The sequence below is a fragment of the Streptomyces sp. NPDC107517 genome, assembly GCF_055582645.1.
Map to the genome: position 1 here is coordinate 39,408 of NZ_JBVJPM010000018.1, position 24,708 is coordinate 64,115.

General features: G+C 69.1%; 25 protein-coding genes and 2 riboswitches. Of the genes, 9 read left to right on the plus strand and 16 right to left on the minus strand.

Annotation, left to right across the window (positions count from 1 at the left end):
- From ACZ67T_RS32430 to ACZ67T_RS32445, 4 genes are read left to right on the plus strand one after another with little or no spacing between them, the layout of a single operon-like run.
- Positions 1-1,170: an acyl-CoA dehydrogenase family protein gene (locus ACZ67T_RS32430; protein WP_469988690.1), complete on the plus strand. Its 1,170-nt coding sequence runs from the start codon at positions 1-3 to the stop codon at positions 1,168-1,170.
- A complete protein-coding gene (locus ACZ67T_RS32435) occupies positions 1,167-2,249 on the plus strand; it encodes an enoyl-CoA hydratase/isomerase family protein (RefSeq protein WP_469988691.1) in 1,083 nt (360 codons plus the stop codon). Before ACZ67T_RS32430 ends, ACZ67T_RS32435 begins: the two co-directional genes overlap by 4 nt.
- Positions 2,195-3,151: a 3-hydroxyisobutyrate dehydrogenase gene (gene mmsB / locus ACZ67T_RS32440; protein WP_469988693.1), complete on the plus strand. Its 957-nt coding sequence runs from the start codon at positions 2,195-2,197 to the stop codon at positions 3,149-3,151. Before ACZ67T_RS32435 ends, mmsB begins: the two co-directional genes overlap by 55 nt.
- Complete coding sequence (locus ACZ67T_RS32445; RefSeq protein ID WP_469988695.1) at positions 3,148-3,942, plus strand: enoyl-CoA hydratase; 795 nt, start codon at positions 3,148-3,150, stop codon at positions 3,940-3,942. The genes mmsB and ACZ67T_RS32445 overlap by 4 nt, the downstream gene beginning before the upstream one ends.
- A 72-nt stretch (positions 3,943-4,014) precedes the next feature.
- On the opposite strand, the gene nrdR is transcribed toward ACZ67T_RS32445, so the two are convergent.
- Together nrdR and metF are read right to left on the minus strand one after the other, a co-directional pair.
- On the minus strand, positions 4,015-4,476 hold the full coding sequence (gene nrdR, locus ACZ67T_RS32450; RefSeq protein ID WP_469988697.1) for a transcriptional regulator NrdR: 462 nt from the start codon (positions 4,474-4,476) through the stop codon (positions 4,015-4,017).
- Between the two features lie 188 nt (positions 4,477-4,664).
- Positions 4,665-5,576, minus strand: a complete 912-nt coding sequence (gene metF / locus ACZ67T_RS32455; RefSeq protein ID WP_469988699.1) for a methylenetetrahydrofolate reductase [NAD(P)H] — start codon at positions 5,574-5,576, stop codon at positions 4,665-4,667.
- A 130-nt stretch (positions 5,577-5,706) separates the two neighbouring features.
- Here metF and folP point away from each other — a divergent pair, with 130 nt between their 5' ends.
- The gene (gene folP / locus ACZ67T_RS32460; RefSeq protein ID WP_469988701.1) at positions 5,707-6,609 is read left to right on the plus strand and encodes a dihydropteroate synthase; all 903 of its coding nucleotides are present in this window, start codon (positions 5,707-5,709) and stop codon (positions 6,607-6,609) included.
- Positions 6,610-6,638: 29 nt separating this feature from the next.
- On the opposite strand, the gene thiI is transcribed toward folP, so the two are convergent.
- From thiI to aceB, 8 genes are all read right to left on the minus strand, one after another.
- On the minus strand, positions 6,639-7,913 hold the full coding sequence (thiI, locus tag ACZ67T_RS32465; RefSeq protein WP_469988702.1) for a tRNA uracil 4-sulfurtransferase ThiI: 1,275 nt from the start codon (positions 7,911-7,913) through the stop codon (positions 6,639-6,641).
- Positions 7,914-7,917: 4 nt separating this feature from the next.
- Positions 7,918-8,937, minus strand: a complete 1,020-nt coding sequence (nrdF, locus tag ACZ67T_RS32470; RefSeq protein ID WP_469988704.1) for a class 1b ribonucleoside-diphosphate reductase subunit beta — start codon at positions 8,935-8,937, stop codon at positions 7,918-7,920.
- Between the two features lie 55 nt (positions 8,938-8,992).
- On the minus strand, positions 8,993-11,164 hold the full coding sequence (nrdE, locus tag ACZ67T_RS32475; RefSeq protein ID WP_469988705.1) for a class 1b ribonucleoside-diphosphate reductase subunit alpha: 2,172 nt from the start codon (positions 11,162-11,164) through the stop codon (positions 8,993-8,995).
- Positions 11,161-11,604: a class Ib ribonucleoside-diphosphate reductase assembly flavoprotein NrdI gene (gene nrdI, locus ACZ67T_RS32480; protein ID WP_469988707.1), complete on the minus strand. Its 444-nt coding sequence runs from the start codon at positions 11,602-11,604 to the stop codon at positions 11,161-11,163. Before nrdI ends, nrdE begins: the two co-directional genes overlap by 4 nt.
- Before the next feature lie 169 nt (positions 11,605-11,773).
- Positions 11,774-11,997, minus strand: a riboswitch (cobalamin riboswitch).
- Between the two features lie 64 nt (positions 11,998-12,061).
- A complete protein-coding gene (locus ACZ67T_RS32485; RefSeq protein ID WP_469988709.1) occupies positions 12,062-12,409 on the minus strand; it encodes a hypothetical protein in 348 nt (115 codons plus the stop codon).
- A 94-nt stretch (positions 12,410-12,503) separates the two neighbouring features.
- Positions 12,504-14,822: a 5-methyltetrahydropteroyltriglutamate--homocysteine S-methyltransferase gene (metE, locus tag ACZ67T_RS32490; protein WP_469988711.1), complete on the minus strand. Its 2,319-nt coding sequence runs from the start codon at positions 14,820-14,822 to the stop codon at positions 12,504-12,506.
- A gap of 176 nt (positions 14,823-14,998) precedes the next feature.
- Positions 14,999-15,199, minus strand: a riboswitch (cobalamin riboswitch).
- A gap of 183 nt (positions 15,200-15,382) precedes the next feature.
- Positions 15,383-16,291 carry a 3-hydroxybutyryl-CoA dehydrogenase gene (locus ACZ67T_RS32495; protein ID WP_469988712.1) on the minus strand — a complete coding sequence of 303 codons (909 nt, stop codon included), beginning with the start codon at positions 16,289-16,291 and terminating at the stop codon, positions 15,383-15,385.
- Positions 16,288-17,886 carry a malate synthase A gene (gene aceB, locus ACZ67T_RS32500; RefSeq protein ID WP_469988714.1) on the minus strand — a complete coding sequence of 533 codons (1,599 nt, stop codon included), beginning with the start codon at positions 17,884-17,886 and terminating at the stop codon, positions 16,288-16,290. Before aceB ends, ACZ67T_RS32495 begins: the two co-directional genes overlap by 4 nt.
- A 62-nt stretch (positions 17,887-17,948) precedes the next feature.
- Between aceB and ACZ67T_RS32505 the strand changes: the two genes are divergently transcribed.
- Positions 17,949-18,362 (plus strand): NUDIX domain-containing protein, encoded by a 414-nt coding sequence (locus tag ACZ67T_RS32505; protein WP_469988716.1) that lies wholly within the window; start codon positions 17,949-17,951, stop codon positions 18,360-18,362.
- Positions 18,363-18,399: 37 nt separating this feature from the next.
- On the opposite strand, the gene aceA is transcribed toward ACZ67T_RS32505, so the two are convergent.
- Positions 18,400-19,683, minus strand: a complete 1,284-nt coding sequence (gene aceA, locus ACZ67T_RS32510) for an isocitrate lyase (protein ID WP_469988717.1) — start codon at positions 19,681-19,683, stop codon at positions 18,400-18,402.
- Positions 19,684-20,066: 383 nt separating this feature from the next.
- Between aceA and ACZ67T_RS32515 the strand changes: the two genes are divergently transcribed.
- Positions 20,067-21,464: a short-chain fatty acyl-CoA regulator family protein gene (locus tag ACZ67T_RS32515; protein ID WP_469988719.1), complete on the plus strand. Its 1,398-nt coding sequence runs from the start codon at positions 20,067-20,069 to the stop codon at positions 21,462-21,464.
- Between the two features lie 281 nt (positions 21,465-21,745).
- Here the strand turns inward: ACZ67T_RS32515 and rpmF are convergent, their stop codons facing one another.
- The 5 genes from rpmF to rpmG are packed head-to-tail and all read right to left on the minus strand — an operon-like array spanning position 21,746 to position 23,846.
- Positions 21,746-21,916 (minus strand): 50S ribosomal protein L32, encoded by a 171-nt coding sequence (gene rpmF, locus ACZ67T_RS32520; protein WP_469988720.1) that lies wholly within the window; start codon positions 21,914-21,916, stop codon positions 21,746-21,748.
- Between the two features lie 44 nt (positions 21,917-21,960).
- Positions 21,961-22,197 (minus strand): 30S ribosomal protein S18, encoded by a 237-nt coding sequence (gene rpsR / locus ACZ67T_RS32525; protein WP_469988722.1) that lies wholly within the window; start codon positions 22,195-22,197, stop codon positions 21,961-21,963.
- Between the two features lie 28 nt (positions 22,198-22,225).
- Positions 22,226-23,377 carry a CobW family GTP-binding protein gene (locus ACZ67T_RS32530; RefSeq protein WP_469988724.1) on the minus strand — a complete coding sequence of 384 codons (1,152 nt, stop codon included), beginning with the start codon at positions 23,375-23,377 and terminating at the stop codon, positions 22,226-22,228.
- The gene (locus ACZ67T_RS32535) at positions 23,374-23,631 is read right to left on the minus strand and encodes a type B 50S ribosomal protein L31 (protein WP_469988726.1); all 258 of its coding nucleotides are present in this window, start codon (positions 23,629-23,631) and stop codon (positions 23,374-23,376) included. Before ACZ67T_RS32535 ends, ACZ67T_RS32530 begins: the two co-directional genes overlap by 4 nt.
- A 50-nt stretch (positions 23,632-23,681) precedes the next feature.
- Positions 23,682-23,846, minus strand: a complete 165-nt coding sequence (rpmG, locus tag ACZ67T_RS32540; protein WP_469988728.1) for a 50S ribosomal protein L33 — start codon at positions 23,844-23,846, stop codon at positions 23,682-23,684.
- Between the two features lie 65 nt (positions 23,847-23,911).
- Here rpmG and rpmB point away from each other — a divergent pair, with 65 nt between their 5' ends.
- Complete coding sequence (rpmB, locus tag ACZ67T_RS32545; protein WP_469988729.1) at positions 23,912-24,148, plus strand: 50S ribosomal protein L28; 237 nt, start codon at positions 23,912-23,914, stop codon at positions 24,146-24,148.
- Positions 24,148-24,453: a 30S ribosomal protein S14 gene (gene rpsN, locus ACZ67T_RS32550; RefSeq protein ID WP_469988731.1), complete on the plus strand. Its 306-nt coding sequence runs from the start codon at positions 24,148-24,150 to the stop codon at positions 24,451-24,453. The genes rpmB and rpsN overlap by 1 nt, the downstream gene beginning before the upstream one ends.
- Positions 24,454-24,708 lie beyond the last annotated feature (255 nt).

Genomic DNA, 24,708 nt, shown 5'->3' on the forward strand with positions numbered 1-24,708 from the left:
ATGAGCACCACGCGCACGGTGGAGACGCACACCTCGCTCACCCAGGACCAACAGGCTCTGGTCGAAGCGACCTTGGACTTCACCGAGGACCACATCACACCGCATGCGCTCGACTGGGACCGGGACAAGCACTTCCCCGTCGACGTTCTGCGCAAGGCCGCCGGGCTCGGCTTCGGCGGCATCTACGTCGGCGAGGACGCGGGAGGCTCGGCACTCAGCCGCACCGACGGCGTCCTCGTCCTCGAGACCCTCGCCTCCGGCTGTCCCTCCATCGCCGGCTACCTGAGCATCCACAACATGGTCGCGTGGATGATCGACCGCTACGGCGACAGCGGCCAGCGCGCTCGCTGGCTGCCACGCCTGTGCGCCATGGACGACCTGGCCAGTTACTGCCTCACCGAACCGGGCGCGGGATCGGACGCCGCCGCGCTCACCGCACGCGCCGTCCGTGACGGCGACACCTGGCTGCTGACCGGCGTCAAACAGTTCATCTCCGGCGCCGGGGCCTCTCAGCTGTACGTGGTGATGGCCCGTACCGGAGCCGAAGGCGCGGACGGGATCTCCGCCTTCGTCGTCGACAAGGATGACCCCGGCCTCTCCTTCGGCCCGGACGAACGCAAGATGGGCTGGAACGCACAGCCCACCCGGCAGGTCGTCCTCGACGGAGTGCGGGTGCCCGCCGATCGCCTCCTGGGTGGCGAGGGCCAGGGGTTCCGCATCGCCATGAACGGACTCAACGGCGGCCGGCTCGGCATCGCCGCCTGCTCCCTCGGTGGGGCCCGTACCGCGCTGCACCGGAGCCTGACCCACCTCGCCGGCCGGGAAGCCTTCGGCCGCCGCCTCCTCGACGCCGACGCACTGCGCTTCCGCCTCGCCGACATGGCCACCGAACTGAACGCCGCCCGCGCATTGGTGCACCAGGCCGCCCATGCCCTGGACCGCGGCGACTCTCAGGCGCCGTACCTGTGCGCCATGGCGAAGCGGTTCGCGACCGACACCGGCTACTCGGTCGCCGACAGTGCGCTCCAACTGCACGGCGGTTATGGCTACTTGAGCGACTACGGCATCGAGAAGATCGTCCGCGACCTGAGGGTCCACCAGATCCTGGAAGGAACCAACGAGATCATGCGCGTCATCGTCGCCCGCGGACTGACGGAGGCCTTCCGGTGACCGGCACCGACGAATCCGTCCTGCTGCACGTCGAAGGGCGCGCCGCACACATCACGCTCAACCGCCCGCAGGCGCTCAACGCCCTCACCCACGACATGGTCCGCTGCATCGACGTGGCGCTCACCTCGTGGGAGCACGACGGCGCCGTCGAGACCGTCGTGATCAGCGGCGCCGGTGCGCGCGGCCTGTGCGCGGGCGGTGACATCCGGGCCATCCACGACGACGTGACCGGCGGTGGCGACGGCAGCGCCACTGCCGCCTTCTGGCGCGACGAGTACCGGCTCAACGCCCGGATCGCCCGCTACCTCAAGCCGTGCGTCGCCCTGATGGACGGCCTCGTGATGGGCGGCGGCGTCGGGGTGTCGGCCCACGCCGACACCCGTGTCGTCACCGAACGTTCCCGCGTCGCGATGCCGGAGACCGGGGTCGGATTCGTCCCGGACGTCGGCGGGACGTACCTGCTCGCGCTCGCGCCCGGTGAGCTCGGTACGCATCTGGCTCTGACCGGTGCGCAGGCCGGTCCCGGCGACGCGCTCCTGTGCGGCCTCGCCGATCACTACGTTCCGTCGGCGGCGCTCCCCGACCTCGTGGGGGAACTCTCCGGTGTCCCCGTGCGCGATGTGCTCGCCCGGCACGTACAGGACGCCCCGGAAGGCGAGTTGGCGGTCGCCCGACCCTGGATCGACACATGCTACGCCGCGGACACCGTCGAGGAGATCGTGAACCGGCTGCTCGCGCGGGACGAACCGGAGGCGCGGGAAGCGGCCGGGACCCTCCTCGCCAAGTCGCCCACCGCGCTCAAGGTGACCCTGCGCGCCCTGCGCCGGGCCCGTGCCCTCGGCCCGTTGGAGAGCGTGCTTGACCAGGAATACAGGATCTCCTGCGCGGCGCTCGCCCACCCCGACCTGGCCGAGGGAATCCGCGCCCAGGTCATCGACAAGGACCGGCACCCGAAGTGGAGCCCCGGCACGCTGGCGGAGGTGACGGACGAGGACGTCGAGCGGTTCTTCGCACCGCTCGGCGAGTGCGATCTGGGTCTCGCCGCAAAACTCGACCACACCAAGGAGGTGGCCTGGTGACCCGCACCATCGCGTTCATCGGACTCGGACACATGGGTGGCCCCATGGCGGTCAACCTCGTCCGCGCCGGGCACAGGGTGCTCGGCCACGACCTGGCTCCGACCGCGGTCGATGCCGCAGTGAAAGCAGGCGTGGAGGCCGTCCCCCGTGCCACCGACGCCGTGACCGAGGCGGACGTCGTGCTCACGATGCTGCCCGCCGGCCGTCACGTGCTCGGCGTCTACGACGAACTGCTCACCGTCGCCCGCCCAGGCACGCTCTTCCTCGACTGCTCCACCATCGACGTCGCCGACGCCCGCACCGCGCACGCACGGGCCGCCGACGCGGGCATGTGCTCCCTCGACGCCCCGGTGTCGGGCGGTGTGGTCGGTGCCGAAGCCGCTACCCTCACCTTCATGGCGGGCGGGGGAGAGGAGGAGTTCGACTCGGCGCGCCCGCTCCTCGACGCCATGGGCAAGAAGGCGGTGCTGTGCGGCGGCCCCGGAGCCGGACAGGCCGCCAAGATCTGCAACAACATGATCCTCGGCGTCTCGATGATCGCCGTGAGTGAGGCGTTCGTCCTCGGCGAGAGCCTCGGCCTGTCCCACCAGGCCCTGTACGACGTGGCCTCGACCGCATCCGGTCAGTGCTGGGCACTCAGCGTCAACTGCCCCGTGCCCGGACCGGTTCCGGGGAGCCCCGCCAACCACGATTACCGGCCTGGTTTCGCCGCCGCGCTCATGGCGAAGGATCTCGGCCTCGCGGCCAATGCCGTACGAAGCGGTTCGGTGAACGCCGAACTCGGTCTCCGTGCGGCGGAGTTGTACACCGCCTACGCGGAACGTGTCGGCACCACCGAGGACTTCTCCGGCATCGTCCGGGCCATCCGGGACCACGACGGCGGCGACGGAGGCCACCGATGAAGGCTGACCCGACCACGACCGCGTACGAGACGATCCTCGTCGAACGCGAGGGCCGCACCGCGCTGCTCACCCTCAACCGGCCCGAGGTCCTCAACGCTCTCAACCTCAAGGTGATGGAGGAGGTCGTCGCCGCGAGCGAGGCGCTCGACCGGGACCCTGGCTGCGGCTGCATCGTGATCACCGGCACGGACCGAGCGTTCGCGGCGGGTGCCGACATCAAAGAGATGCGGCCGCGCGCGTCCATCGACATGTATCTCGACGACTGGTTCGCCGCCTGGGACCGGCTGGGGAACCTGCGCACTCCCACGGTCGCCGCCGTCGCCGGGTATGCCCTCGGAGGCGGCTGCGAACTGGCCATGCTGTGCGACGTCCTGCTCGCCGCCGACACCGCGGTCTTCGGCCAGCCCGAGATCAAGCTCGGTGTCATCCCGGGCATCGGCGGCTCGCAGCGCCTGACCCGCGCCGTCGGCAAGGCCAAGGCGATGGAGATGTGCCTGACCGGTCGTACCATGGACGCGGTCGAGGCCGAGCGGGCCGGACTGGTCTCGCGTGTCGTCCCCGCCGATGAACTGCGGGCCGAGGCGTTGAAGGCCGCCGAGACGATCGCAGAGATGTCCCTGCCGGTCGCCATGATGGCGAAGGAGGCGGTCTCCCGGGCCTTCGAGACGACGCTCGCCGAAGGCGTGCGGTTCGAGAGGCGTTTGTTCCACGCCGTGTTCGCGGCCGAGGACCAGAAGGAGGGGATGGGCGCCTTCGTGGAGAAACGCCCACCGTCGTTCCGTCACAGGTGACCAGGTGACCAGGTGACCAGGTGACGCGGCCACCGGCCGGCGCGGGGAGTCACCCGCGTCGGCCGAGGCAGATCAGCCCGCCGACTCGCCGCACTTGGCCCGTAGTTCGGCCATAGCGCCCTCGAAGTCCGTGAGCGACTCGAAGGCGCGATAGACGGAGGCGAAGCGCATGTAGGCCACCGGATCCAGCTCACTGAGCGGTTCGAGCACCGCCAACCCCACTTCGTGGGTGCTGAGTTGAGCGCTTCCCGCGGCCCGCAGGTTCTCCTCCACCTGCTGGCCGAGTCGGTCCAGCATGTCCTCCGTGATGGGGCGGCCCTGGCACGCCTTGCGGACGCTGCTGACGATCTTGGTGCGGCTGAACGGCTCGGTCACTCCGCTGCGCTTCACCACGAGGAGGGAGTACGTCTCCACCGTGGTGAACCGCCGCTGGCAGTGGGGGCACTGGCGCCGCCGGCGGATCGAGGTGCCGTCATCAGTGGACCGACTGTCGATGACGCGGCTGTCGGGGAGTCTGCAGAAGGGGCAGTACACCGTTCATGTCCTTTCGGAATACCGCGGACGGATGAATCATTTTCCGGTGTCCGGCCGACCGTGGTGCGCCCACCATGATAACCCAACTGACCTGGTGTTTTTCGCGAAATCGGTGTCTTCGTCCTTGCTCGCAGATCGTGCGGCGGGTCAGCCTCCGTGCTCGATGCGCAATCCCGCTCCCGGTCCTGTCAGGTCGCAAGCCCCAGATTCTGATAGATCTCCGTCGTCACGGTCGAGAAGTTCATCGTCATGAAATGCAGTCCCGGCGCGTCCTCCGTGATGAGACGGCGGCACATTTCGGTGGCGTGCTCAATTCCCAGGGCGCGTACGGAGGCCGGATCGTTCTCCGCGGCGAGCATACGTTCGGCCAGTCCGCTCGGGAAAGCGGCCGTGGAGAGATCGGGGATCCGCCGCAGTGAACGCAGTGTCGTGACCGGCATGATCTCGGGGATGACGGGTGTGTCGCATCCGGCAGCGGCGACACGGTCACGAAATCGCAGATACGCGTCCACGTCGAAGAACATCTGCGTGATGGCGTAGTCGGCGCCGGCCCGGCACTTGTCGACGAAGTGCCTTATGTCGCTGGCGAGATCACGTGACCGCGGATGCATTTCGGGAAATGCCGCGACCCCGACGCAGAAGTCGCCCGATTCCTTGATCAGGCCGACCAGTTCCGCCGCATGGTCCACGCCCTCGGGGTGCCTCGTCCAGGCGCCGAGGGGATCGCCCGGCGGGTCGCCCCGCAGGGCCAGAATATTGCGAACTCCCTGGTCAGCGTAGTGTCCGAGGATGTTGCGCAGTTCAGCGACACTGTGGTCGACGGCGGTCAGATGAGCCACGGGAGTGAGGGTCGTCTCTTGCGCGATACGACCCGTGACGTTGATGGTGCGGCCTCGCGTGGATCCGCCGGCGCCATAGGTCACCGAAACGAAAGTGGGTGAGAGAGCTTCCAGTTTGCGGATGGCTTTCCATAGGCCGGCCTCAGCCTCCGGGGTGCGCGGAGGCATGAACTCGAACGAGTAGGAGCGATCCCCCTGGGAGAGGAGATCGCGAATGGACTGCGCACTGTCCGACCGTGTGCTTGGGGTACCGAGAGCCATGATGGAAGCCTACCCAGTCGGTGAACTCCGCATGAAGGCAGTCCACTTGTTGATACGAGCTTCGACAGTGCGGTCATGAATTTCCGGACCCCGCTGTACAGCGTGAATGCAGATCGGTCATCATTTCCTCATGAGCGCGTACACCACTCCTTCTTCCGTGGCGCTGTCCTGGGACCGCTGCGGCGTCATGGGAATCGTCAATGTGACACCGGACTCGTTCTCCGACGGCGGCCTGTGGCTCGATCCGGGACGCGCGGTCGCGCACGGCCTGGAACTCGTCGCCGAGGGCGCGGATCTGATCGACGTCGGAGGGGAGTCCACGCGTCCCGGTGCCTCGCGGATCCCGCGTGAGGAGGAGCTGAGGCGCGTGCTGCCCGTGGTGCGTGGTCTGGTCGCGGGCGGAGCCCTGGTGAGCGTCGACACCATGTGTGCCTCGGTGGCGCGGGCGGCGGTGGAGGCGGGGGCCTGTCTGATCAACGACGTGAGCGGCGGTCTCGCGGATCCCGGCATGGCCGAGGTCGCCGCCCGCAGTGGTGTCCCGTTCGTGGTCATGCACTGGCGCGGCCATGCGGACGCCATGGACGGACTGGCCGACTACGCGGACGTACGGGCGGACGTCGTCCGCGAGCTGGACCGGCAGATCGACACGGTGGTGTCTGCCGGCGTCGACCCCGGGCAGATCATCGTCGACCCAGGGCTCGGATTCGCCAAGGACCGTGACGACGACTGGGAGTTGCTCGCCGGCGTCGACGAACTGGCCCGTTTGGGCTTCCCTGTCCTGGTGGGAGCCTCCCGTAAGCGGTTCCTCGGCACGCTGCTCGCCGACCCGGTGACCGGTGCGCCCCGCCCGGCCCGTGCCCGCGACACCGCAACCGCAGCGGTGTCCGCGCTGGCGGCGGCCCGAGGGGCCTGGGCCGTGCGCGTGCACGACGTGGCCGCCTCGGCGGACGCCGTACGCGTCGGCTCGGCCCTGCGCCAGGCGGAGGCGCGAGGCCACCGACGACCTCGTACGGCCGCGATGTCGGGTCACTGACGCGCGCCCGTCACCGGCGCGGCACGCGGTCATGCCGATGCCGGCGCCGGGGCGGCGCAGTGGGGCTCCTCGGGTGCCGGGTCCGCTCCGGTCTCCATCGCCTGGACGTGTTCGAGGAGCGACTCCACCACCTCGTCGAAGTCGATCCGCCTTTCCACGGCGCGCAGTTGCGGCAGCCCGGCTCGCGTGCTGACGCGCGGCGGCGCGAGCAGTTGGCAGCAGTCCTCGTCCGGCAGGACGGAGATGTCGGCGGTGCCGATCCGGCGGGCCTCGTCGATGATCTCCTGCTTGTCCCAGCCGACCAGCGGCCGCAGGATCGGCAGTGACGCCGCTTCGTCCACCGCCGCCATGTTCGCCAGGGTCTGGCTGGCCACCTGGCCGAGGCTGTCCCCGGTGACCAGGGCCTCGGCGCCCAGCCGCGGGGCGAGCGCCGACGCGGTGCGTGCCATGAGCCTGCGTTGCGCGACCACCTGCAGCCGCCCCGCCCCCGCGACGGCGAGTTGCTTCTGCGCCTTCCCGAGCGCGATCACGTGCAGCTTGCCGGGTGGCTGGTAGCGGTTGAGTTCACGGGCCAGGGCGTACGCCTTGTAGACGGACGAGGGATTGGTGTACGGCGCCCCGTTGAAGTGCACGTAGTCGACTGCGAGCCCACGGCGCATGGCCCGGTGGGCGGCGACGGGGGAGTCGTAGCCTCCGGAGAGCAGCACCAGGGCCCGCCCGCTGGAGCCGACCGGCAGGCCGGTCAGGCCCGGCAGCCGCGTCCAGGTCAGATAGGTCTCCTTGCGGTCGATCTCGATGTTCAGCAGGATCTCGGCGCGCTTGAGGTTCACCGGGATGTCCGGCAGCGCCTCCTTGATCCGTGCCCCCACGTGCGCTGCCACCTGCGACGAGGTCAGCGGGAACGACTTGTCCCGCCGCCGGGCCCGTACCGCGAAGTCACGCACGGAACCGGACGCCGCCAGCTCCTCGAGCGCGGCGACACCGGCCCGCGTCACCTCATCCAGGGTGCTGGGTACGCGCACCCCCGGTTCGATGACGTTGAACCCGACGACCCGCCCGGCGCGCTCCACCAGCGCCTCGAGGGGCACCTGCCCGTCGCTGCCCAAAACTGTGACGTTCTGCGCCGACTTGATCCAGGTGGAGCCGCCGACGCCGCGGAGCGCGACGCGCAGGTTGTCGTGCAGCCGCTCTTCGAAGCGGTCGCGATTGCGTCCCTTGAGGAAGACCTCACCGTGTTTGAGGAGGACACACCGGCTGAAGGACGCGGCAGCCCGCTGGGCGGGCACGTGGGGAGGCATGGACATGGCTTCAGAAGTCCCAATCGTCGTCGTCCGTGTCCTCGGCCTTGCCCATGACGTAGCTGGAACCGGAACCGGAGAAGAAGTCGTGGTTCTCGTCCGCAGCGGGTGACAGGGCGGCGAGGATCTCGGGGTTGACCTCGGTCTCGTCCGCGCCGAAGCGGGCCGGGTAACCGAGGTTCATCAGCGCCTTGTTGGCGTTGTATCGCACGAAGACCGCGACGTCTTCCATGAGTCCGAGTGGCTCGTACAGCTCACCCGAGTAATGCAGCTCCAACTCGTACAGCTCGTCGAGGAGTTCGTGCGTGAAGACGCGCATGGCCTCCTTCTCGGCCGCCGTGCGCTTCTCCAGGCCGCGCTGGTACTTATAGCCTGAGTAGTAGCCGTGGACCGCCTTGTCGCGCAGGATCAGACGGATCATGTCCGCGGTGTTGGTCAGCAGGGCGTGCGTGGAGAAGTGCAGCGGCAGGTAGAAGCCCGCGTACAGCAGCAGGGACGACAGCAGTGTCGAGGCGACCTTCCGCTTGAGGGGGTCGTCGCCGTAGTAGTGCTGGAGGACCGCCTTGCAGCGTTGCTGCAGGACGTCGTTGCGGACGGCCCACTCGTACGCGTCGTCGATCTCCGGGGTCGTGGACAGCGTGGAAAACACCGACGAGTAGCTGCGGGCGTGCACAGCCTGCATGAAAGCGATGTTGGTGTACACCGCCTCCTCGTGCTCGGTGCGTGCGTCCTGGATCTGCACGATCTCACCCACGGTGGCCTGCACGGTGTCGAGCATGGTCAGTCCGGTGAACACCCGCATGGTGAGGGTGCGTTCCTCGGCGCTGAGCCGCTGCTGCCAGGCGGTGATGTCGTTGGACAGCGGCACCTTCTCGGGCAGCCAGAAGTTCGCGGTCAGCCGGTTCCACACCTCCAGGTCCTTCTCGTCGGTGACCCGGTTCCAGTTGACGGGGCGCAGCCGCGCCGCCGGGTCGTGACGGTAGGAGGGGGGCGTGACCGACAGCTCGGTCAGGGAGTGGATGGTGGTCATGTGCGGGCCTTCGCAGCGTCGTTCTGAGGGCGGGCAGGTGCAGGGTGGATGGCCGTCACAGCGTGCAGGCCAGGCAGTTCTCGATCTCCGTGCCTTCCAGGGCCTCCTGGCGCAGCCGGATGTAGTAGAGCGTCTTGATGCCCTTGCGCCAGGCGTGGATCTGCGCCTTGTTGAGGTCACGGGTGGTGGCCGTGTCCCGGAAGAAGAGGGTGCAGCTCAGACCTTGGTCGACGTGCTGGGTGGCGGCAGCGTACGTGTCGATGATCTTCTCGTAGCCGATCTCGTACGCGTCCTGGAAGAAGTCCAGGTTGTCGTTGTCCATGCCGGGCGCCGGGTAGTAGACGCGGCCGAGCTTGCCCTCCTTGCGGATCTCCACCTTGGAGGCGATCGGGTGGATGGACGCCGTCGAGTCGTTGATGTAGCTGATCGAACCAGTCGGCGGCACCGCCTGGATGTACTGGTTGTAGATGCCGTGCTTCTGGACCGAACGCTTCAGCTCACGCCAGTCGTCCTGCGTGGGAAGGGGGATCCCCGCGTCGGCGAACAGGGCGCGCACCCGCTCGGTGGCCGGCTCCCACGCCTGCTCGGTGTACTTGTCGAAGTACGAGCCGTCCGCGTATCGCGTGGTCTCGAAGCCGTCGAAAGCCGTCCCCCGCTCGATGGCCAGCCGGTTGGAGGCGCGCAGGGCGTGGAACGCTACGGCATAGAAGTACATATTCGTGAAGTCGACGCCCTCCTCGCTGCCGTAGTGAATGTGCTGCGCGGCGAGGTAGCCGTGCAGGTTCATCTGGCCGAGGCCGATGGCGTGGGACAGGTCGTTGCCGTGCGCCACCGAGGGCACCGCGTCGATGTGGGACTGGTCGGAGACCGACGTCAGACCGCGCACGGCCGCCTCGACCGTCACTCCGAAGTCCGGTGAGGCCATCGCGGTGGCGATGTTCATCGAACCCAGGTTGCAGGAGATGTCCTTGCCGACGGTCTCGTAGCCGAGCGACGTGTCGTACGTGCTGGGCGTGTTGACCTGGAGGATCTCCGAGCACAGGTTGGACATGTTGATCCAGCCGGGGATCGGGTTGGCCCGGTTCACCGTGTCCTCGAACAGCAGGTACGGGTAGCCGGACTCGAACTGCAGCTCCGCGACCGTCTTGAAGAACTCGCGGGCGCTGAGCGTCGTCTTGCGGATGCGCGGGTTGGCGACCAGGTCGTCGTAGTGCTCGCTGACCGAGAGGTCGGACAGTGGCTTTCCGTACTCGCGCTCGACGTCGTACGGCGAGAACAGGTGCATGTCCTCGTTGCGCTTGGCGAGTTCGAAGGTGATGTCGGGTACGACCACCCCCAGCGACAGCGTCTTGATGCGGATCTTCTCGTCCGCGTTCTCCCGCTTGGTGTCCAGGAACCGCATGATGTCCGGGTGGTGCGCGTGCAGGTACACCGCGCCCGCGCCCTGTCGTGCGCCGAGCTGGTTGGCGTAGGAGAACGAGTCCTCCAGGAGCTTCATCACGGGCACGACGCCGGACGACTGGTTCTCGATCTTCTTGACGGGGGCCCCCTGCTCGCGCAGGTTCGTCAGGAGGAGAGCGACTCCGCCGCCGCGCTTGGAGAGTTGGAGCGCGGAGTTGATGCCGCGTCCGATGGACTCCAGGTTGTCCTCGACGCGCAACAGGAAGCAGGAGACCAGTTCGCCGCGCTGGGCCTTGCCCGCGTTCAGGAAGGTGGGCGTGGCCGGCTGGAAGCGGCCCGTCATCATCTCGTCGACGAGGCGGGAGGCCAACTCCGCGTCCCCGGCCCCCAGGTAGAGCGCGGTGGAGACGACGCGGTCCTCGTACCGCTCCAGGTAGCGGCTGCCGTCGAAGGTCTTCAGCGTGTACGACGTGTAGTACTTGAAGGCGCCGAGGAATGTGCGGAAGCGGTGTTCGTGCGCGTACGCCTGCCGGTACAGGTCCTCGATGGCGTCCCAGTCGTAGCGCTGGATCGGTTCTGCCTCGTAGTAGTCGTTCTCGGTCAGATAGGTGATCTTCTCCTTGAGGCTCGGGAAGGTCACCGTGTTCGGGTTGACGTGCTGGAGGAAGTACTGGCGGACGGCCTCACGGTCCTTGTCGAACTGGATGCGGCCGTCGCAGTCGTACATGTTCAGCATCGCGTTGAGTGCGTGGTAGTCCTTGCGCGTACCGACCGACTCGCGCTGCGCTGCGGCGGGGACCTGGCTGGTCGTGGTGGGAGCGCTCACGCCGTCTGCCCCACTAGTTCCGGTCGCCTCGTCGACGACTGTCGTGTCCAAAACTTCTCCAGCCCCTCTCGTACGGCACGGACGTCGCGTTCCGTGCCCAGCAGTTCGAATCGGTACAGCTCGGGGACCCCGCACTTCGCCGAAATGACGCGCCCGGCGAGGCAGTAGTCGGCACCGAAGTTGGTGTTGCCCGAGGCGATCACGCCCCGCAGCAGGGCGCGGTTGGCCTCGATGTTCAGGAAGCGGATCACCTGTTTGGGCACCGCGCCCGCGCGCTCGCCGCCACCGTACGTCGGCACGATCAGCACATACGGCTCGGTGACGGTCGGCATGCCCTCACGGTGGGGGCGCAGGGGGATCCGCGTCGCGGGCAGGTCCAGGCGCTCCACGAAGCGTTTGGTGTTCTCCGAGACGCTGGAGAAATACACGAGACCACTCACGGTCTCTCGCCTCCCTCTCCTCGTTCCCGTGTCGCTCTCGGCCGAGGACGGGAAGGAAGGCAGGCGGGTGCGGCCATCAGGGGGACAGGCGGGTACGACGTACCTCTGCCCCGGTCCGAGCCACAGCCACGCGGCCCTCCCTCGGGGCCTCGAAGCGCGCGCACCGCGGTCGGTGCGCGCGCCGGTGGCAGGTCTTCGGACTCGCGGGCCCGTCCTCCGGACGACGGAGGACACCTACTGGCCGTCGCTTCCCAGGCCCGGATTCACCCGGCCCAGTGCGTGTGACGGCGGTCGTTCCCGCTTACCGCTGCGGGGCAGTCCCGGTCTCTCACCGGGTTCCCTCTTGCCTCACCAGACCAACCGGCCTGGTGAACCACCAGCGAGAGCAACACTACATCTAGGCGGGATGGATTTCAGACAGGCCAGATGTTGTGTCGCGCACAAAAGTTAGGTGGCCCTAACTTGAGGGCTTTCGTCGACGTGCTCCACTGCCTCGCGCTCGCTTGGCCTCGGTGAGCGCTCGCGCGTGTCGGACGTAGTGGCGAAGCTCCGCGGCGAAGCCGTGGGCGTCGCGTACGGCCGGGTCGGTGCCGGGCACTGGAGGATCTGCCGACACCTGTTCCCGAGCTGCGTCGAGCCGCTCCAGGAAGTCGGCCACATCGCTGAGAGCTCCCCGCAGCGACTGCATGCGCGCCCCCTGCGCACCCAGCTGCCTGCGCAGGGCGAGCAGCGACTCGTACAGCTCCACCGGTACGGCGACCATCTCCTCACCGTCGATGACGACGGTCCGCGGCTCGTGTTTCACGGCAGGGCCCCCTTTTCTCGTGGCGCTCCCACTCGGGCGCAACGGTGAGGGTGCCGGGGCGTGGTGCGAGCCCCGGCACCCTCACCGCCGTGGATCAGGCCGAGCCGAGCTCCGACCGCACGGCCTTGGCCGCGGCGACCAGGTTCTCCAGGGAGGCACGGGTCTCGGGCCAGCCGCGGGTCTTCAGACCGCAGTCCGGGTTGACCCACAGCCGCTCGGCCGGGATGGCCTCAAGTCCCTTGCGCAGCAGGGCGGCGGCCTCGTCCTGGCTCGGGACGCGGGGGGAGTGGATGTCGTAGACCCCCGGGCCCGCCTCGCGCGGGTAGCCGTGCCCGGCCAGCTCGCGGGCGACCTGCATGTGCGAGCGAGCCGCTTCCAGGCTGATCACGTCGGCGTCGAGGTCGTCGATCGCCTGGACGATGTCACCGAACTCCGCGTAGCACATGTGCGTGTGGATCTGGGTCTCCGGGCGGACCCCGGCCGTCGAGAGACGGAACGCCTCGGTGGCCCAGTCCAGGTACGCGGCGTGGTCGGCGGCACGCAGCGGCAGGGTCTCGCGCAGGGCCGGTTCGTCGACCTGGATGACCGACGTGCCGTTCGCCTCCAGGTCGTTGACCTCGTCGCGGAGGGCGAGGGCGACCTGGCGGGCGGTGTCGCCGAGCGGCTGGTCGTCGCGGACGAAGGACCAGGCGAGCATGGTGACCGGGCCGGTCAGCATGCCCTTGACCGGGCGGTCGGAGAGCGACTGGGCGTACGAGGTCCAGCGCACCGTCATCGGCTCGGGCCGCGAGATGTCGCCGGCCAGGACCGGCGGGCGGACGTAGCGGGTGCCGTAGGACTGGACCCAGCCGTGCTGAGTGGCGAGGTATCCGGTGAGCTGCTCGGCGAAGTACTGCACCATGTCGTTGCGCTCGGGCTCGCCGTGCACGAGGACGTCGATCCCGGTCTTCTCCTGGAAGGAGATGACGTCGCGGATCTCGTTCTTGATGCGCTCCTCGTAGCCGGCGGTGTCGATGCGGCCGGTCCGCAGGTCGGCGCGGGCGGTGCGCAGCTCGGTGGTCTGAGGGAACGAACCGATCGTGGTCGTGGGCAGCAGAGGCAGGCCCAGGTGGGCGCGCTGGGCGGCGGCCCGCTCGGTGTACGGCTGGGCGCGGTGGGTGTCCGCGTCGGTGACGGCGGCGGCGCGGGCGCGGACACCCGGGTCTCGCGTGATGGGTGAGGTGGCGCGCGAGGAGAGCGCGGCACGGTTCACCGCGAGCTCGGTGGCGATCGCGTCCGTGCCCTGGGCCAGGCCCTTGGCGAGCGTGGCGATCTCGGCGGTCTTCTGGCGGGCGAAGGAGAGCCAGCGCAGAATCTGCGGGTCGACGTCCTTCTCCAGGGCGGCGTCCAGGGGGACGTGGAGCAAGGAGCAGGAGGCGGCGACGTCGACCCGGTCGGCAAGGCCGAGGAGGGTGCCGAGCGTGGCGAGGGACTTCTCCAGGTCGTTGACCCAGATGTTGCGGCCGTTGACGACACCGGCGATCAGCCGCTTGCCGGGCAGCCCGCCGACGGCGGCGAGGGCATCGAGGTTCGCGGCCGCGGCGCCGGTGAAGTCGAGGGCGAGACCGTCGACGGGTGCCTTGGCCAGGATCGGCAGAGCGTCGCCGAGCCGGTCGAAGTAGGAGGCCACCAGCAGCTTGGGCCGGTCGGTCGCGGTGCCGAGGTCGCGGTAGGCGCGCTCGGCGGCGTTCAGCTCGGCCGGGGTGCGGTCCTGGACCAGAGCGGGCTCGTCGAGCTGCACCCACTCGGCACCGGCCGCGCGCAGGTCCGCGAGGACCTCGGCGTATACCGGCAGCAGCCGGTCGAGCAGAGTGAGCGGGTCGAAGTCGACGCCGACGCCCGGCGCGGGCTTCGACAGCAGGAGATACGTGACCGGGCCCACCAGGACCGGCCGGGCGGTGAGCCCCTCGGCGAGGGCTTCCTTGAACTCGGCAACCTGCTTGGTGGAGTCGGCCGTGAACACCGTGTCCGGTCCCAACTCCGGCACCAGGTAGTGGTAGTTGGTGTCGAACCACTTGGTCATCTCCAGCGGCGCCACGTCCTGAGTGCCGCGGGCCATCGCGAAGTAGCCGTCCAAGGCGTCGGCCGCGACGGCGGCGCGGTGGCGCTCGGGGATCGCGCCGACCATGACGGTGGTGTCCAGTACGTGGTCGTAGTTCGAGAAGTCACCGGTGGGGACCTCGTCGATACCGGCCGCCGCCAGTTCCTGACGGTTGGTACGGCGCAGTTCGGCGGCGGTGGTACGCAGGGCGTCGGCGGTGACGCGGCCCTTCCAGTACCCCTCGATGGCCTTCTTGAGCTCCCGGTTCTGGCCCTGACGCGGGTAGCCGTACACGGTGGCCCGTGCTGCCGCGGCTGCGGTCTTGGTGGTCACGGAGTTCTCCTTCGAGAGACGTATCCCTGAGGTCCCGAAGACTCGAACGCGTGAAGGAGCGACAGAACCGGCGGTGCGACCTCGCGCGGCAAAGGCGCGGTCCGTCCGCCGGATATGTACGCCGACCCGCCCTCGAGGTCACCGGGATGTCCGCGCACGCGTCGTACGCGCACGGGCAGGTGGCAGGTCTTCGGACTCGCGGGCACGTCCATCCGGTCCGGACGAACACCTACTGGCCGTCGCTTCCCAGACCCTGTCTGTCGGGCCCAGTGCGTATGACGGCGGTCGTTCCCACTCACCGCTGCGGGGCAGTCCCGGATTCCCACCGGGTTCCCTCTTGCGACGCATCCCGCCTGGCGGACGGGGCGAACCAGCTGCGGTGCCCACCCTACGGGCCGCCGTTTGAGGATGACCACAGTGTCCGGACTCCGGACGGTGACGTAGGACACCCGTCGGCTGACGACCGCAAACCTGTGGGGGTGAGTCGGCGTCCCTGGCCGGCTCACCCCCACAGGCTCAACCACCGTCGGCCCTCATTCCGGCGGCGGCACCCGGGCCCCTCAGCCCCGGTGGCTCTCTGTGGCTCCCCGCTCGTAGACGTGGAAGCCGCGCCCTGTCTTCCGTCCCAGCAGGCCCGCTTCGACCATGCGCTGGAGCAGCGGCGGCGGTGCGTACAGCGGCTCCTTGAACTCCTCGTAGAGCGAATCGGCGATTGCTGCGACAGTGTCGAGCCCGATCAGGTCGGCGAGTCGCAGCGGTCCCATGGGGTGCGCGCAGCCCAGTTCCATGCCGTGGTCTACGTCGGCCGGCGTGGCGAAGCCGGACTCCGTCATACGGATCGCCGAAAGGAGGTACGGGACGAGCAGCGCGTTGACGACGAAGCCCGCGCGGTCACGGGAGCGCACGATGGTCTTGCCGAGTGCGGAGGTCGCGAACCGCTCGACCAGGGTCGCGGTGTCGGACGAGGTGTGCAGGGACGTGACGACCTCGACCAGGGGCAGGACCGGCACCGGGTTGAAGAAGTGCAGTCCGACGACGCGGTCGGCGCGCCCGGTCGCCATGCCGAGGCGCATCACGGGGATCGACGAGGTGTTGGTCGCGAGAACCGCGGTCGGGTCCTCGACGATCTTGTCCAGGGTGGCGAAGAGATCCGTCTTGGCCTCGGTGTTCTCGATGATCGCCTCAATGACGAGCTGTCGGTCGGCCAGGTCGGTCAGGTCACCGGTGAAGGTCAGCCGCTCCAGGGCATGTTGCGCGTCCTCGGCCGTGCACCTGCCGCGGCCGACCGCCTTGTCGAGCGAGGCCGTGACGCGGTCGCGGGTGCGCTGGACGGCCGTGGAGTCTGCCTCGCACACGATCGTGTCGATTCCGGCGCGGGCGCAGACCTCGGCGATGCCCGCCCCCATCTGGCCGCCTCCGACGACTGCTACGCGGTTCACGTCTCCTGCGCGGTTCGGGTCGAGGGTCATGACTGCTGCTCCGTGGTGCGGACGAGGTGGCGCGTGTAGGCGTCGGGCGTGAAGAAGAGCGGGAGTTCGGTGCCGAGCGCGGTGCGCTGGAAGAGGTCACGGATCTCTTCCATGGGGGTGAAGGGGAACTCGGCGACCAGAGCGGACAGTTCCTCTTCGAGGAGGGTCAGGACGGTCTCCCGGTCGACATGCCGGTGGCGCAGCCACTGCCAGATCTGGACCCGGGCGATCTCGGCGGTGGCGGCGTCCTCCATGAGGCCGTCCAGGGCGACCGCGCCCTGTCCGCGCAGCCATGCGGCGAAGTACCGCAGCGCGACGGAGATGTTGGTGCGCACGCCCTCAGCCGTCGGGGCTCCGCTCACCTTGCGCACGGCGAGCAGCTGCGAAGGCGTGACCTCCACGTCCTCGCGCGTGCGGCTCAACTGGTGGGGCGCGTCGCCCAGGACATCGTCGAAGACCTCGCGGCAGAGGGGGACGAGCGCGGGATGGGCGACCCACGACCCGTCGAATCCGTCCTCGGCCTCGCGTTCCTTGTCCAGGCGCACCTTCGCCAGCGCGGCCGTGTTCGCGTCGGGGTCCTTGCTCGGCACCTGGGCGGCCATCCCGCCGATGGCGTGGGCGCCGCGCTTGTGGCAGGTGCGCACGAGGAGTTCGGTGTAAGCCCGCATGAACGGGGCCGTCATCGTGACCCGGGCCCGGTCGGGCAGCAGGAAGTCGGTGCGGTGGCCGAAGGTCTTGATGATGCTGAAGAGGTAGTCCCAGCGTCCCGCGTTCAGCCCGGCGCTGTGCTCACGCAGCTCGTACAGCATCTCCTCCATCTCGAACGCCGCGGTGATCGTCTCGATGAGGACGGTGGCCCGGATCGTGCCGCGGGGGATGGAGAGGAGTTCCTGAGCGAGGACGAAGACGTCGTTCCACAGCCGGGCCTCGTCGCGGTTCTCCAGCTTGGGCAGGTAGAAGTACGGGCCGTGTCCCGCGTCGATCTGCCGCTGCGCGCAGTGGAAGAAGTACAGACCGAAGTCGACGAGCGCGGCCGGCACCGGGCGGCCGTCGACCTCCAGGTGCTCCTCGTCGAGGTGCCAGCCGCGCGGCCGGACCACGATGGTGGCCAGCGGCCGGTCGGTGGCCAGCTGGTACGCCTTGCCCGCCTCGGTCGTGAAGTCGATGCGCCGCTCGATCGCGTCCAGCAGGTTGAGCTGCCCGCCGATCACGTTGTCCCAGGTCGGTGCCGTCGCGTCCTCGAAGTCGGCCAGCCACACCTTCGCGCCGGAGTTGAGGGCGTTGATCGTCATCCGCCGCTCAGGAGGTCCCGTGATCTCCACACGCCGGTCGGTCAGGCCGGGAGCCGGAGGCGCGACACGCCAGTTCGCGTCCTCGCGGATCCGCCGCGTCACCATCGAGAAGTCGAGCGGGTAGCCCTCGGCCAGCCGCATCGCCTGACGTCGGCGCTCCTTGAGCAGGCGCTCGCGATCCGATGCGAACGTGCGGGCGAGCGTGCCGATGAAGTCGAGCGCGGCAGGGGTGAGGATCTCGGCGTGGCGGTCACCGGGGGCGGCGAGGACCTGAACGGGCCTGGTGATGAGCTGCGGGGACATCGGATCTCCTGAGCGAGGGAGCGAAGGTGAGGAGTGGGAGGCGTGGGTTGCACAATGTGGGGATGGATCACACGGTCATGAAGGTCATCGCGGCGGCCGTCGTCGAGGACGGGAAGCTGCTCGTCGTCAGCAAGCAGGCCGCGCCCGACGTCTACTTCGTCCCGGGCGGCAAGCCCGAGCCGGGGGAGGAGCCGGAGGAGACGCTGGCGCGGGAGCTTCACGAGGAACTCGGTGTCGAGCCGGGCCGGCTCGAACCGCTCGCCGTGGTGGAGGAGCGGGCGGTTCTGGAGGGCGTTCCGATGCACCTGACGGTTTTCGCCACCACACTGATCGGCGAGCCGGTGCCCGCGGCGGAGCTGTCCACCCTGCGGTGGATCGACGGGCGGGAGCCGGGACTCAGGCTCGCCCCCGCCGTCGAACATCATCTGCTCCCGCTGCTGCGTGAGAAGGGGAGGATGGCGCCGCTCACCGCGTGACGCTGCGGACCCGGTGGCGCTCACGCGTTGCCGAGTTCTAGTGGAACTGCTCCTCCTCGGTGGACCCGGCCAGGGCGGTGGTGGAGGAGTTCGGGTTGACGGCGGTGGAGATGAGGTCGAAGTAGCCGGTGCCGACCTCGCGCTGGTGCTTGACCGCGGTGAAGCCGTGCTCCTGCGCGGCGAACTCCCGCTCCTGCAGGTCGACGTAGGCAGTCATACCGTGCTCGGCGTAGCCGCGCGCCAGGTCGAACATCCCGTGGTTGAGGGAGTGGAATCCGGCCAGGGTGATGAACTGGAAGCGGTAGCCCATCGCTCCCAGCTCCCGCTGGAACTTGGCGATCTGGTCGTCGTCCAGTGCGGCCTTCCAGTTGAAGGAGGGCGAGCAGTTGTAGGCGAGCATCTGGTCCGGGTGCTCCGCGTGGATCGCCTCGGCGAACTCGCGGGCCTGCGCCAGGTCCGGGGTGCCGGTCTCCACCCAGATCAGGTCGGCGTAGGGGGCGTAGGCCAGGCCGCGGGCGATGACCGGGGCCATGCCGTTGCGGACGCGGTAGAAGCCCTCGGCCGTCCGCTCGCCGGTGACGAACTCGGCGTCACGCTCGTCCACGTCGCTGGTGAGCAGGTTCGCCGCGAGGGCGTCGGTGCGGGCGACGATCAGCGTGGGCACGTCGGCGATGTCCGCCGCGAGGCGGGCGGCGTTGAGGGTACGGACGTGCTGGGAGGTCGGGACGAGCACCTTGCCGCCGAGGTGCCCGCACTTCTTCTCGGAGGCGAGTTGGTCCTCGTAGTGGATGCCGGCGGCGCCCGCGGCGATCATCGCCTTGGTCAGTTCGAAGGCGTTCAGCGGTCCGCCGAATCCGGCTTCGGCGTCGGCCACGATCGGGGCGAGCCAGTCGACCGAGTCGTCGCCCTCACTGGTGGCGATCTGGTCGGCGCGCAGCAGCGCGTTGTTGATGCGGCGGACCACCTGGGGGACGGAGTTGGCGGGGTACAGGCTCTGGTCGGGGTAGGTGTGGCCGGCGAGGTTGGCGTCGGCGGCGACCTGCCAGCCCGACAGGTAGATGGCCTGCAGTCCCGCCTTGACCTGCTGCACGGCCTGGCCGCCGGTCAGCGCGCCCAGGGCATGGATGTAGTCCTGTTCGTGCAGCTGACGCCACAGGCGCTCGGCGCCGCGCCGGGCGAGGGTGGCCTCCTCACGGACGCTTCCGGAGAGTCGGATCACGTCCTCGGCACTGTAGGTACGGTCGATGCCCTTCCAGCGCGGGTCGGTCGCCCAACGGCGGGTGAGTTCCTCTGCTGCCTGCGCACGCGTCTCGGTTGCCATGACGGTCACCGTCTCCTCGGTCGTTCGTCTGCGAATCCAGTCATCACCACGAGGCGAGTTGCCAAGAGAATGGCACTACGTGTCTTTGTGGTGGGTTGCGGCCCACCGCCCCGTACCGGGGTGAGCTGAGCAATGCTGCCGATGCGGGTGCGCTCGGTGCCGGGATCTCCGACGTCAGGGCGTGAATCGTGCCCCGGTTCCGATGCGCACCCGCCGGGGTCCGGTGGGCCGCACTACGACTCTGACACTGGCACTGAGTGCCATCAATGATGGACCGATGCCAAGTTCTGCGAATCTTTCCGCCCTCGTTTGCGAACTCTGCGAAGGGTCGGGACGGCCGGTCATCACCTACGCTGAGCCCGGAACCGAGCCGGAGGGGCGCTGTGGCCAAGATCTACGCGGGAGCACGACTGCGCAGGCTGCGCGAGGAGCGCGGCATGAGCCAGGCGGAGCTGGCCCGCGCCCTGACCGTGTCGCCCAGCTATTTGAACCAGATGGAGCACGACGCCCGTCCGCTCACGGTGCCGGTGCTGCTGCGGCTCACCGAGGAGTTCGGCGTCGACCCGTCCTTCTTCTCCGAACGCGACACGAGCCGTCTGATCGCGGACCTCCGCGAGACACTCGGCGCCGAGCTCGCCGCGGGTCGCGTGAGCGGAGCCGATCTAGGGGAACTGGCCTCCCGGCTACCCACCGTGGCGCACGCCGTGGTCGACCTCGCGCGCCGCAACCAGCGTCTGTCCGAACAGGTCACCGGCCCGCAGAACCGCACGGGGGAAGCGGGTGCGCTGCCCACCCCGCACGAGGAGATCCGCGACTACTTCTACCGCCGCCAGAACTATCTCCACCGCCTCGACCTCACCGCCGAGGACCTCGCCGCCACCATCGGCATCCGCCCGGGCGACGTGGTGCGTGCCCTCACCGACCGCCTGACCGACCACCACGACATCCGCCTGGCGACCGAGCCGGGTGGCCCGCTGCACCACTACGACACCGGGACCGCAACCCTGTATCTGTCCGCGCGGCTGCGCCCCGGCCAGCGCGCCTTCCGCATGGCCACCCAACTCGCCCTGCTCGAACACGCCGACGAGATCGACCGGCACGCCAGCGAGGACTTCCCGCCCGGCACCGAGGCCCACGCCCTGGCCAGGATCGGCCTCGCCAACTACTTCGCCGCCGCGTTGATCCTCCCGTACCGGGCCTTCCATGCGTCCGCGGAGACCTTCCGTTACGACATCGAACGCCTCACCGACCACTACGGCCTCGGCTACGAGACGATCTGCCACCGCCTGAGCACCCTCCAGCGGCCCCGCCTGCGCGGCGTCCCCTTCTCCTTCGTCCGCGTCGACCGGGCCGGCAACATGTCCAAGCGGCAGTCGGCCACCGACTTCCACTTCTCCCGCTCCGGCGGCACCTGCCCGCTGTGGAACGTGTACGAGGCGTTCGCCGCCCCCGGCCGGATCCACGTCCAGATGGCCGAAATGCCGGACGGAAAGCGGTACTTGTGGACCGCACGAGCCGTCACCCGCCGGTCCGGCTGGGGTGATCCTGGCAAGACCTTCGCCATCGGGCTCGGCTGCGAGATCCGCCACGCCCACCGCCTTGTCTACGCCGACGGCCTGGACCTGGGCCGCACCGCCGCCACCCCGATCGGCATGGGCTGCCGCGTCTGCGAACGTCTCGACTGCTCCCAGCGTGCGGCGCCGCCGCTCGGCCATCCCCTGCACATCGACCCGAACGCCAGCACGTTCGTGCCGTATCCCGTCACGGACGGGACAGCCTGATGGGGGCAAGGCCGTTGAGCCGTCGTGATCTCGACGCTGACGCTCGCGGTCCCCGTTGCCCTTGTGGGCTGGTGCGCACAGGTGGTGTGAACTGCGGTCTCTTGGCGATGGTCGAGGTCGACATCCTTCCGATGACCGTCACCATCAGGCAGTAGTTACCCCAGTCCGCGAATCCTGAGCGTTCCGCGCGTCTTGTGGTGGAAGAACAGTTCGATGCCGATGCCGGCTCGCAGGAAGCCGGACAGGACGGTCACCGGCAGGCGGTGGTGGCGCATCGCGGGTCAGTCCTCCGGGTGGAGGAGGCCGCGCTCGTAAGCCTTCCTGAGGTGCTGCGGCACCAGGTAGGTGATGTCGTCGACGGTGACGGGGACGAGCGCGGGGGTGTGCGCCTTCCACTGGGCGCGGCGGTGGCGGGTGTTGCTTCGGGACATCTTGCGCTTGGGCACGGCCATGAGACGGGTCCTTCTGTCGGGCGGTCAGGAATGGAGTGGGCGGATCAGCGGCTGGCATAGGGGAGCAGGGCCAACTCGCGGGCGTTCTTGACGGCCGCGGCGATCTGGCGCTGCTGCTGCCGGCTGACCCGGGTGACGCGGCGGCTGCGGATCTTGCCGCGGTCGGAGATGAACTTCCGCAGAAGGTCGATGTCCTTGTAGTCGATGTAGGTGATGCCAGCCACGTCGAGCGGGTTCGGCCGGTTCTTGCGGGCGGGGGCGGACTTGCTGGTACGGGGCATGACGGCTTCCCCGGTTCCGTAGCTCCCATTAGGCGGCGAAGTCGAGCAGTTCGTCGAAGCCGGTGGACGGGGGCAACGTGTCCGGGCCGGCGGCGAGTTCGGCATCGGTGAGCAGGCAGGAGTCGAGCAGGGACAGCAGCCCCTCCCGGTCGAGGTCGGGGGAGGTGAACACGAGGTGCTGGCACCGGTCACCGTGCTCGGGATGCCAGTCGAGGGCTGCGGCGGTACGGCGTTCGGCCGGCACCATCTCCCAGGCGACGTCCGGCAGTGCGGCCATCCAGGGCCCGGCGCTCTCCACGCACAGGGCGCCTCCGGCGGCGTCCCAGGCGAGCAGGCTGTCGGGGCGGTCTGCGAGCCAGAACCGGCCACGGCTGCGGGCCGCCGCGCAGCACAGGTCCTCCAGCGCCTCGTAGAGCCGCCCCGCGTGGAAGGGGCGACGACGCTGCCAGACGAAGGTGCTGACGCCGTGTTCGTGGCAGTCGTGGGGAAGGCGTGCGCAGGCCGGATGCTGAGCGGCCCCTGCCGCGTCCACGTCGAAACCGGCGGCGGCAGCCGTGCCCAACGTCCCTGAGGTGATGGGGATCTGCAGCGCAGTGGGATGCAACTGCCGCAGGAGCGCGAGGTCGTCGAGGCCCACGGTGTCGCTCGCGGCCACGGCGAGGACGGGGGCGTACTCCAGCTGACGGGCGAAGGTGTCGGCGACGGTGCGCTGGTCCGTCGTGGCCGCGGCGAGCCCGGCCTCGGTGAGGTCGTCGCCGTTGGACAGGCAGGCCAGGAGGAGGGACGGGTCCACGGCCGTCACCACGTTGGTAAGCCGGAAGGCGCCATCGCCGTGCGCGGCGACGACCTCGGCCATGCCGCGGGGTTCGACGGAGTCCCACAGCTCCACCACGGCGAGCCGGGTGAGACCGCTGTCGGCGAGACGCCCCAGTTCGGGCACGAGGTCTTCTCGCAGCGCGCAGCAGGCGCAGTCGTTGACCAGAGGCGTCTCGCCCCAGGACAGCTGGCCCGTGGCGTCGCGGACGCTGCGGCGCACCTTTCCCGTCGGGCCCGCGGACAAGTCGTGCAGGAGGGCGACGCTGTCGGGTACCTCACGCAGTATCTGTTCGACCGCTGAGCGGCGGGCATCGGCGTGCAGGCCGCCGACGACCACCACGGGCATCGATCCCTCGGAGGTCATCGCCGGCTCCTCTCTGCCCCGTAGCGGCGTTCGAACCGCTCGACGCGGCCGGCGGTGTCCGGCACGCGCTGCGTACCGGTGTAGAAGGGGTGGCTCGCCGAGGAGATCTCGACGTCGACCACCGGGTAGGTCTGTCCGTCCTCCCACTCGACGGTCTTGTCGCTGGTCATGGTCGAACGGGTGAGGAAGGCGAAGTCACCGGCCTTGTCGCGGAAGGCGATCGGGCGGTAGTCGGGTTGGATTCCGGGCTTCACGGGATGCTCCTTGAGCGAGGGTGGGGCGGCTGGGGTCGGTTCGGGCGGGGTCAGCGTTCCTCGCGGAAGTCGACGTGTCGTCCGGCCGCCGGGTCGTACTTGCGCCGAACGAGTCGGTCCGGGTCGTTGCGTCGGTTCTTGCGGGTCACGCAGGTGAAGCCGGTTCCGGCGGTGGAGCGGAGCTTGATGATCGGGCGTAGTTCGTTGCGGGTCATGACAGGTAGCATACGACAATGATTTCCATTATCGATACGTCGATGGAGAGAAAGGCAGCACCACCATGTCCGCACACTGCCAACTGACCGGCGCGCGGCCGGGCTTCGGCAAAAAGATCTCCCACTCGCACCGGCGCACGTCCCGCCGCTTCGATCCCAACGTCCAGAGCAAGCGCTACTGGCTGCCGAGCGAGAACCGCTACGTCCGGCTGCGGCTGAGCGCGCGGGGCATCAAGACGGTGGACGTGATCGGCGTCGAGGCCGCAGTCGCCCGGATCCGGGCCCGAGGGGAGCGCGTCTGATGGCGAAGAAGAGCAAGATCGAGAAGAACGAGAAGCGCAAGGAGATCGTGGCCCGCTTCGCCGAGCGGCGCGCCGAGTTGAAGGCCGTCCTGGCCTCCAAGCGGTACACCGAAGAGGAGAAGGCCGCGGCACAGGCGGAGCTGCGACGCCAGCCGAGGGATGCGAGCGCGACGCGCGTGCGCAACCGGGACAGCGTGGACGGCCGGCCTCGTGGACACCTGCGCAAGTTCGGCCTGTCGCGGGTGAGCGTGCGGGCTCAGGCACATGCCGGGAACCTGCCGGGAGTGACCAAGTCCTCCTGGTGACAGGATGCTTGGCCCATGGTGTCGGTCGGCGCCGACTTGCTCGCGCGGGCAGATGCCATGGGCCTGTTCTGCGCCTTGGGGCCTTTGGGGGCGTACGGGCCGTTCCCGGGTGCGAGCGGTGCCGTGGCGTCGCGAGGGCGTGCGCGTTTGGACGGGCGGCCTGTGGGCCTCGCCGCCGATCACCGGCGGGCGGCCCCTCACCCGCCGGGACGAGGAGGCCGGTGTGATTCCTGCGCGGTCCCGCCACTGGGACCG